This is a genomic window from Adlercreutzia muris, assembly GCF_008831045.1.
Classification (GTDB): Bacteria; Actinomycetota; Coriobacteriia; order Coriobacteriales; family Eggerthellaceae; genus Adlercreutzia; species Adlercreutzia muris.
On the sequence record NZ_WAJS01000079.1, the window covers coordinates 1 to 1,235 of the forward strand.

Below are 1,235 nucleotides of genomic sequence, written 5' to 3' on the forward strand. Positions count from 1 at the left end.
CAGCGCCGAGGCCCTCTCGAAGGTGTGGTAGGATGCTCCCGTCGACGAATGCCCCGGCCGGCGCCCTCCAAGGGCAGGCTCCGGGGCCCTCTGGGAGCACCGCTCCGGATTCATGTAACTCACACAGTAGAGCGCATTACGCTGATTCTACTGCTACAATTTGTCGAAAGTACGGAAAGCTGTATGATCATGTTGATCTGGAGTATTCTCGCTTGTTGCTCCTTGAGTCTCCCTATCGTTCCTTTGATCAGCTTGCAGGGGATATCGATGGAGTGAAGAAAGAAGCGGATGCCCTAGGCGAATCTATTGCTTCGGCTAATGAGCGCCTCTCGTCTTCTCAGAAAGATTATATTGCTATTCTTGCAATTTTTGCTGCAGTCATTATGGCATTTAGCGGGGGTTTTAATTTTATCGCTAGTTCACTAGATAGTATTGCCCGCACTGATGTCGCGAAATTATCCTGCATTGTCGCTCTCGTGGGACTTGCTCTCATTAATCTTCTCTATGTGCTTCTGAGGTTCGTGTGGGGGATTATCAGAAAAGAGGGAGACCGAAAGGGGATTCCCCGTACTGCGGTTGTGGTCATCGTCGCGAATGTGCTCTTAACGGCGGTTTTCCTGCTGTGTTTCGTTGTGAGCGAAGGATTGGTGGGCTCTTTTCTGTGATGCGCTCGTTGCTGCCGATTGGTATGGGTGAGTTTCTCCATCTGTCTTTAGGGATTGACTCGCTTCCCAAAAAAGCTTGGTGGCGATGAACTTTTCTGGATGATGCGGCATGAGTCATTCTTTGGCGGCATCGCGCAAGTGGAGCGGCCGCCGTTGCTCCACTTGCGCGACGGTCCAGTGTCTTCGAGCGGACGGAGTTGTAGCGTCTGGTATTCTCGCATGCAAGTGCGGCCGCTTTTCATCGATAGGGTCTTGGGGATCTGTGGGTAGTGCCCCAAACGTTGGTGTAGACGCCTAGAATCTGGCTCGTATTCTAGTCCATCATCTAGGCGACCCTCCTTCCGACCGGATTATCGGCGATAACCACATCGATGATGCGTCTGGCATGCTCTTCGGCAGTTCCCTCGTATGCAGGTGCGGGGGCGGTCGGCTTTGTCGGAGCCGCGGCTGGTACTGTCCAGACTCTTGCGCAAATTCCAGCAGCCGGCGGTCAGCCGTCGGCATGATCACTCGCCCAGCAGCGACACGTCCAGGTACCTCCTCGATCCCCACTCGCTGTCGGCCACGTAC

General features: G+C 54.2%; 1 protein-coding gene. It reads left to right on the forward strand.

The window, feature by feature from the left end; all coding sequences use genetic code 11:
• Positions 1-212 precede the first annotated feature (212 nt).
• The gene (locus tag F8D48_RS11440) at positions 213-665 is read left to right on the forward strand and encodes a hypothetical protein (protein WP_170272819.1); all 453 of its coding nucleotides are present in this window, start codon (positions 213-215) and stop codon (positions 663-665) included.
• Positions 666-1,235 lie beyond the last annotated feature (570 nt).